This window comes from Flavobacterium sp. (genome assembly GCF_029242675.1).
Taxonomy (GTDB): Bacteria; Bacteroidota; Bacteroidia; order Flavobacteriales; family Flavobacteriaceae; genus Flavobacterium.
Window position 1 is genome coordinate 1 of the sequence record NZ_JAQWTM010000150.1, and the last position, 7,512, is coordinate 7,512.

Consider the following 7,512-nt stretch of genomic DNA (forward strand, 5'->3'; position numbering starts at 1 on the left):
GTTTGATTCCGTCTCCAATAAAATAAGAAGCTGAATACAATCTATCTTCGGTCGTAGCTAGAAATTCAAAAGCAGTTTTATCGGCAGGAATAGTAACAACAATATCGTAAGTTTCAGAAACACCAATAATTAATCGGTCTACTTCTACAGGTTCAACATCGTTACCATCGTTTGCAACTACTGATATTTTCCCGCCAGCATAAGTAAGCCAAAAATAGGATGAAGCTCCCCCATTTGAAATACGTAAACGTACTTTATCACCACCTTTTAAAGGCTTTCCGTCAATATTTTTAACATCTGTACTTTGCTTACCATTCATAAGAATTTTATCGTAAAAGACATCGCTTACATCCATTGCGTTCATTCTTTTCCATTCATTTTTTAATTTTACGCCTAAATAGCCTTGTTTTATAGCTTCTGCATAACTTTGGGTTGTTCCCTTTTTAATGGCAGGATAATCGTTTGCATTGTGCAACATCCGATGTACGTTTTCTGGTTTTAGATCTGTCCATTCGCTCAATACTATTGGTACGGTTGGTAAATTGTCAATACCTTTTCTAAAAGTTGGGTCTTCGGCTCTTTTATTCATTACAAAATTACCATACATTCCGATTTGCTCCTGTAATCCAGAATGGCTATGATACCAATGCGTTCCGTGTTGAATAATTGGAAATGTATACTTATGTATTGTATGTGGAGGAATAGGCATTTGTGTCACATTTGGAACGCCATCTTCTTTATTAGGCAAAAACAAGCCGTGCCAATGAAGAGAAGTTTCTTCATCCAATTCGTTATGTACGTAAATTTCTGCAATATCACCTTCGGTAAATGTAAGAGTAGGCATAGGAATTTGTCCATTGACAGCGATTGCTCTTTTGGGTTTTCCCGTAAAGTTTACAATGGTATCTTTGACATAAAGATCGTAGCGAACTACTTTTTGTGCAAATGCACTGTTTGATAAGAACAGAAATAGAAGGATTACAATACAAAATCCTTTAGTTTGTAAAGCGATAGATTTTGTAAAAATCGTGCGCCATGTGACAGTTGTTTTCATTTTTTATTCTAAATATTAATTTTTAATTTTATCTTGATACTCTTAATCATTGCTTATAAATCCCTTGAAACAGATTGTAGATAGGTCTGTAAATATATTCCAGAAACTCTATAGCTGCGTGCGTTTAAAAGGACTGTATACTGATTATTTTAATTTGTTTTTTTATTTTTTTCCAAATTTTTCTAATGGTAGGAGAGGAGATATACCAAAGTAAAAAACCACTCAAAACGGAAATCAACCCTAGTAATGAAAAAATTCTCAATACCATATTATTCATATTGTCTCGTCCTTCGTAATCCATAGTATGTGTCATCCATAAAAAATCAAACCACCTCCAATCGCGGTGTCTGACCGTTTGTAGTTTACCATCATTTACGGAAACGTAAACTTTTAGATTATTAGGTTCATTATAGGATATAACATAAGCAGGTAATAATCGCTCTCTGTATTCATGATGTTTTCCAGTTTTCGTAATGAGTTGAATCCCTTTCACTTTTACACTCGAAATAATATTTTTAGCTGCAATTGCAATGGCTTCCTCTTTAGAAATGCCATTTTTTAATTCTCCGGTTTTAGCATTATAAAGCAGTTTTTCATTCACCCAGTAATAAGGTTGTTGGTTGATGTTTCTTAATTCGATGGTTTGTACTGTAGTCGCAGGTACAAGATGTGAAGGACTTATTAAATCCGAAAACGATTCAGTAACAATTCCCTTTTTATGAAATTGATCTCCATGAATATCATCAATGTTGGTCCAACTAAAATAAATACCACTAATAGTCCACATTAAAAATTGAAGTCCTAAAAATATTCCCAAATAGCGATGGGATTTTCTAATCCATTTTGCCTTTTTACCTTTAATCATTAGCTCTTCTTATTTTTTTAAATTGATTTAGCAATTTTTTCCATTATGGAATAATCTGAACCAAACTTGCAAATTGCATCACATTGAGTTCGCAATTCTGAAAAAAGAATGTATTTGATATTCATTTTTGAATTTCTTATTACGGGTCTGTTTAATTGTAGTATCACATCTTTTTCCCTACTATCAGGAATGATAATATAAAAGACTTCTGTTCCATTTGAAATACTAAAATATAAATCAGAGAGACGTAAAATTCCAGAATAAATACTAGTACTTTTCTCTACTTCAAAAGCTCCAATAATGTGGTTAGTCCCTTTTTTAAACCAAAGAACATCAATTAATTTTATCGTTTTTTGTGTATCCTTATCAGTAGGTAATTCGGGAAATTTGCTTAGTGAAGTAAAAGAAAAACTTTGACCGTTGAATGCTTTACTTTTATCATTACTGGCAGGAGTCACATCGTAACCCAATGAAGTGCCAATTTTTAATAAATGATATTGCATTTCGTCGTGAAGAGTAACTTCTTTTTTTTCTTCCTGAATTTCTTTCTGACGTTTTATAATGTTTTTTTCAAACTTTGTTCGTTCGTCTTCACTTAAATAATCATCGTGCCCAATTAGCATTTTTTGAGTGCCAATTTCAAAACACAAACCAGCTATCGCACCAAGATCGTTGGATAGTTCCGCTTTGTGTTTGCTGTTCGTTTCTACAATTATTTCTCTAATTTTGAGATATTCTGTCCAACTGCCTAACTTTTTTTTGTCTTGGAAAACAAAATTAAATCCATTAAGAATGGCTGTATTGAATGGCGGAAACCAAGTTGGATGCAAGAAATATAAAATACTTGCTACTGCTGGACCTAAACCTTTTATTTTTAATTCGTCTAATCTTACTATTTCTTTTATAACCTGTTCTTCGTTTTTTGCATTAATACAGTTCTCGAGAAATTGGCCGAAGGCAATTTTATTATTTTGGTTTTCATAAATGTCAGGGATACGCAATTTTGGTTTCCAATAAAAGGGATGTGCCACACCTACAAAAATTTGCTTTTGTTCTGAGATACAACTCAACACAAATTCTAAACTACTTCCCTTAAAATCATTTGGAAAAGTTTTATTTTTAATATCGTCAATGACCTGCAGAACGCCACGACGAATGGTACGAAATGCTTTTAATCGTTGATCATTATCCACAAACCATGTATTGTAGACACTTTCAGAATCGTTTTTATATTGCTGGATTATTTGGTTGAGTTGGTTCATATTTGTTATAAAATAAAATTCTATTTCCTCATAGTTGATTTCAAAGTGCTATCTATTAAAGACCTTTTTTCAATTTAAAAGAACTGTATAAGTACATTGCCCAGTTTTTTTTAGAAATTAATTCCTTATTTTGTATTTCTAGAAGAAGAATGTGTTTTACTAATTTTCCATTCACCATTTATATTTTTTAGAATTGATGTAGCGACTCCTTTTTTCTTAATGATTTTAGATTCTCCTTTGTCATTTGGTTTTACTTCTATAATGTAAATGTAAGTCTCAGTAGTAAATGCATAAGCGCCATCTAACTGTACATCTATTTTATAATCTGAGAATGAAAAGCTTTTAAAATGTTCTAATTCTGGACCTAGATGATGTTCTACATAATGTAAATAAGAACCTTCAATACCACCAGATTCAAATACTTCTGAATTATCAGTAAACAATTTGATTGTACCTTTAGTTGTTAAGTTTTGAATTGCATCCTTATATGTCTTCATCACAGCTATAACTGCTTCTTTATTTACATCTAAAGTGTTTGTTTGTTTCTGACTATAAGATATAGACACGAACAAAAGCAGAAGTAATGGTAATATTTTAAAAAGCTTCATAAGTTAATTTTTTATACTATTTTGTTACTAGATTTTTTAGTTTTAGCATCATGAAAAAATACATTTAAAGTTGTAAAGTTGTTTTTAAGATTGCTAATTTGGTTACGATCTAGTAGGGTCAAAATGGAACCCTACTAGAACGACCAATTTAAAGAAGACTATTGTTTATAGGTTCTTAATTTATTTGATTTCACGTTGTACCTTTCCACATTTCAACATCTTGCTACCGTAATATGGATTGCTTACTTCCTTGTTTGTACTCAACCATGTACTACCGCCATCATACATTGGACAAAACTGTTCATAAAGGGTGCTTTTTGTTCCAGTAATAGCTACCATATCAGTAATATCTTGACTTAATGTTTTAAAGTGTTCTCTTTGGTGGTCTATCGGGCTTTTTGCAATATGTTGTACTTGCTCTGTCGCATCATCAAAAATGTCTGCTAATTCTTTTTGCTGTTCTTTAGTATATTTTGACTTGTCAAATGTCTTTATTGAAGCTTCTAATTTTAAAGCTGCTTGTGCAGCCTTTTTGGAATCATCTGCAACTAAAGCATCTTTTAAAATAAAATAGCTAGTAAGAATTGTTTCTGCCTTAGCGTCTTTCATTTTGTCCATCTTCATAGTACCCATATTCATTTTACTATGGTCCATCTTATGTTTTTCCTGTGCATTGGCAACAGAAACTACTAACAATAGCATTACTGCTATACTCATTTTTAAATTTTTCATTTTTTTGTGTTTAATTATTGTTTATAAATTACTTTTTAATTCCGTTAAATATGTAGTTATTCTTTGTTTTTCAGCTTCAGAAAATATAGCATTTCTATGAATAAGTGTATAGGAACTTAAAGGCATTTTGTTATCCTCGATTTGACTTATTATTGACTTTAACTTGCTTTTTTTCCTGCGATTTGATAATGAATCCCATTCACTGAAATTAAGTTCTGTTTTCCCATCTTTAATATGGTTTTCCATAAACCAAGCACCTGGCTGAATTTTACTATACCAAGGGTATTGTGTATTGTTACTGTGGCAATCATAACAGGAAACCTGTAAATTATTTTTAATGTCTTTAGGTACCTTGTTAACCAACATAAAATCTGTATTTGGCACTACGTCGTTCTGATTGCGTTTTGTGGGAATAAATTGAATTCCCACAAACACAATCAATAAAATCAGTAAGATGATTTTAAGAATTTTCATTTAGTTAATTTGTTTTTTAATGCTACCACAAGTCATCATTTTGCTGCCATAAAAAGGATTTTTAATCTCTTTAATTTCACTCAACCAACTTACTTTTTTCATAGGACAGTAATCTTGATACAAGGTTTTATTTGTACCTAACAAGGTTATTAAATCTATAACATCGGTACTCATAGTTTCAAAATGCTCTCTTTGATGATCGATAGGACTTTTAGCAATGTGCTCTGCTTGTTCTTTGACACTTTCGGCTATTTCCATATATTCTTTTTCCTGTGTCTTATCTAGTTCTGTCTTATTAAAACTAGAAATTGCCGCAAGCATTGCAGACGCTCCTTTGGCAGCAGCATTTTTATCATCAGAAGCTAATGCATTTTTGATTTGTAAATAGCTCTCTATAATTGGTGTTGTAGCAGGGTTTCTCTGCGGGTTCGCTTCGATGGATCTTTCTGCGTTTACAGATTCACTGTGATGTCCATCGCTGTTGTCGTGATTCATTTCTGAATTATCGTGTTCTTCCATTTCTCCTGAATGGGTTTCTTCACTGTGTTTTGATTCCTTGTTGTCTTTACAAGAAACTGTTAGGCTTAGTACTGCCAATGCTAAAATTCCGATTGTTGTTTTCATTTTGTTCATGGTTAAAAATTTAAATGTTTATTATTATTATTATTTAATTGTTTGTTTCACTTCTCCACATTTTGACATGGAAGCTCCAAAATAAGGATTGACTACTTTATTTTCTTTACTCAACCAATTAGCTCCTTTATCATTGTTTGCCATTGGACAAAATTGTATATAGGAACTTTCCTTTAACGGTTTAAAAGACTTTGTCATGGCTATCATAACATTTGAAATGGACTCAAAAGATTTTCTCATTTCTTTTATATCTTTTATATGAGCAGCATGTAAGGTGTTATTTTTTAATTCTGTTTGATAATTCATCCAAATTTTATGTGCATCACCTTTAAATAGATTCATATTTATTTTATTCAAAGACTTCTCAAATTTAGATATTGCATTTTTTGCAAGATTGAAATCATCCTTAGTTAGCGCATCTTTTAGCTCAAAATAATCTTTATATAAAGGTTGTAGGCTCGCTTTTGCATCTGTACTAATTGTGGTTTTAGTAGTTTGTAAAGTTGTTTGTTTGTCATTTGGCATTGTTGCTTTCATACCACCATGATCGTGGCCTGTATTCACTTTACCCCCTTCGATATTCATCATACTTGGTTTACCGGCTAATTGAGCAGCAGCATCTATATTGAAAGTTCCGTTAACCGCGATTTCTTCACCAGCTTCTAATCCTTCTTCGATGATGTAATCACTACCTAATAATGGACCTAGAGTGACTTCTCTTAATTTGAAAGAAATTCCTTTTTCGGATTCGTTTTTAATGTACACTATTGATCGCTTACCAGTCCACATTACTGCTGATTTAGGAACACTTAAAGAAGATTTGTTTGCAGTCATTTTCGAATTAATAATTCCAGAAACAAACATTTCTGGTTTTAATTTTAAATTGGAGTTATTTACCTCAATTCTTGCTTTAGCAATACGAGTGGAAGGATTAATAAAAGGGTCTATAAAAGAAATTGTACCAGAAAATGATTCTCCTGGAAAAGAAGCAATAGTGTAGTTCACTTTATCTCCTTTTTTAATCCAACCGATTTCTGTTTCATAAATTTCAAAAAGCACCCAAACCTTAGATAAATCAGCTACTTCATACAAGGTTTGTCCCCGTTGCACATAGTCGCCCAACTCTACATTTTTCTTTACAACATAGCCTGATACATCGGCCGTTATGGCAAATTTATCTTGTGCTTTTCCTGACTGAATTACTTTTTTTATTGTTGTTTCAGAAACCCTCCAATTTTTCAACTTTTGTTTTACGGCTTCAAGCAACTGGGGTTGTATGTCTTTTACGCTGTAAGCTTCTAAAAGCTCTTGTTGTGCACTGGCTAATTCAGGTGAATACACATAAGCAACTACTTGTCCTTTTCTAACATATTCTCCGGTAAATGTGACTAGGATTTTCTCAATTCTTCCTGGAATGTGTGACGATTGACTGTAGACTCCTTTTTCATTTACTTCCACTTTTCCATTTAATGCGATTTCTTTTATTCCGTCTGAATTACCTACTTTATAAGTTGATACCCCAGCGATAATCATTGCTGATTCTGACATACTTATCGCATTTGGATCAATATCGCTATTTTCAGATGTTTCCAGTGGAATTAAATCCATGCCACATATTGGGCAAGCACCAGGTTCATTTTTTCTAATTTGTGGATGCATTGAACAGGTCCAAATTTGATCCTTTGTTACCGTCTCCTGAGAATTTTTTTCTTCTTGTTTAGAACTTCCACCAAAGAGTAGTGCACCGAGTATTAACCCTATAATTAAAGTAGCTACAAGTGTTATTTTTGTTTTTTTATCAAATATCATAATTAAAATTGTTTTGCGGTTAAATAGTCCAATTCAGCTAATTTTACATAGAAAGCACTTGTACTTGCAAGCTTT

General features: G+C 32.2%; 8 protein-coding genes. All 8 read right to left on the bottom strand.

The window, feature by feature from the left end; all coding sequences use genetic code 11:
* On the bottom strand, positions 1-1,054 hold a 1,054-nt coding region (locus tag P8M54_RS06000; protein WP_300286241.1), incomplete at its 3' end, for a multicopper oxidase domain-containing protein.
* A 124-nt stretch (positions 1,055-1,178) separates the two neighbouring features.
* The gene (locus P8M54_RS06005; RefSeq protein WP_300286243.1) at positions 1,179-1,919 is read right to left on the bottom strand and encodes a PepSY domain-containing protein; all 741 of its coding nucleotides are present in this window, start codon (positions 1,917-1,919) and stop codon (positions 1,179-1,181) included.
* Positions 1,920-1,936: 17 nt separating this feature from the next.
* Positions 1,937-3,181 (bottom strand): hypothetical protein, encoded by a 1,245-nt coding sequence (locus P8M54_RS06010; RefSeq protein WP_300286245.1) that lies wholly within the window; start codon positions 3,179-3,181, stop codon positions 1,937-1,939.
* Positions 3,182-3,306: 125 nt separating this feature from the next.
* Positions 3,307-3,678, bottom strand: coding sequence for a nuclear transport factor 2 family protein (locus P8M54_RS06015; RefSeq protein WP_366525127.1), 372 nt, complete (start codon positions 3,676-3,678; stop codon positions 3,307-3,309).
* A 291-nt stretch (positions 3,679-3,969) separates the two neighbouring features.
* Positions 3,970-4,521, bottom strand: a complete 552-nt coding sequence (locus P8M54_RS06020; protein ID WP_300286250.1) for a DUF3347 domain-containing protein — start codon at positions 4,519-4,521, stop codon at positions 3,970-3,972.
* Positions 4,522-4,542: 21 nt separating this feature from the next.
* Positions 4,543-4,995 (bottom strand): heme-binding domain-containing protein, encoded by a 453-nt coding sequence (locus tag P8M54_RS06025; RefSeq protein ID WP_300286252.1) that lies wholly within the window; start codon positions 4,993-4,995, stop codon positions 4,543-4,545.
* Entirely contained in the window at positions 4,996-5,619 is a 624-nt protein-coding gene (locus tag P8M54_RS06030; RefSeq protein WP_300286254.1) for a DUF3347 domain-containing protein, read from the bottom strand.
* A 39-nt stretch (positions 5,620-5,658) separates the two neighbouring features.
* Positions 5,659-7,437, bottom strand: a complete 1,779-nt coding sequence (locus P8M54_RS06035; RefSeq protein WP_300286256.1) for an efflux RND transporter periplasmic adaptor subunit — start codon at positions 7,435-7,437, stop codon at positions 5,659-5,661.
* Between the last annotated feature and the right edge of the window lie 75 nt (positions 7,438-7,512).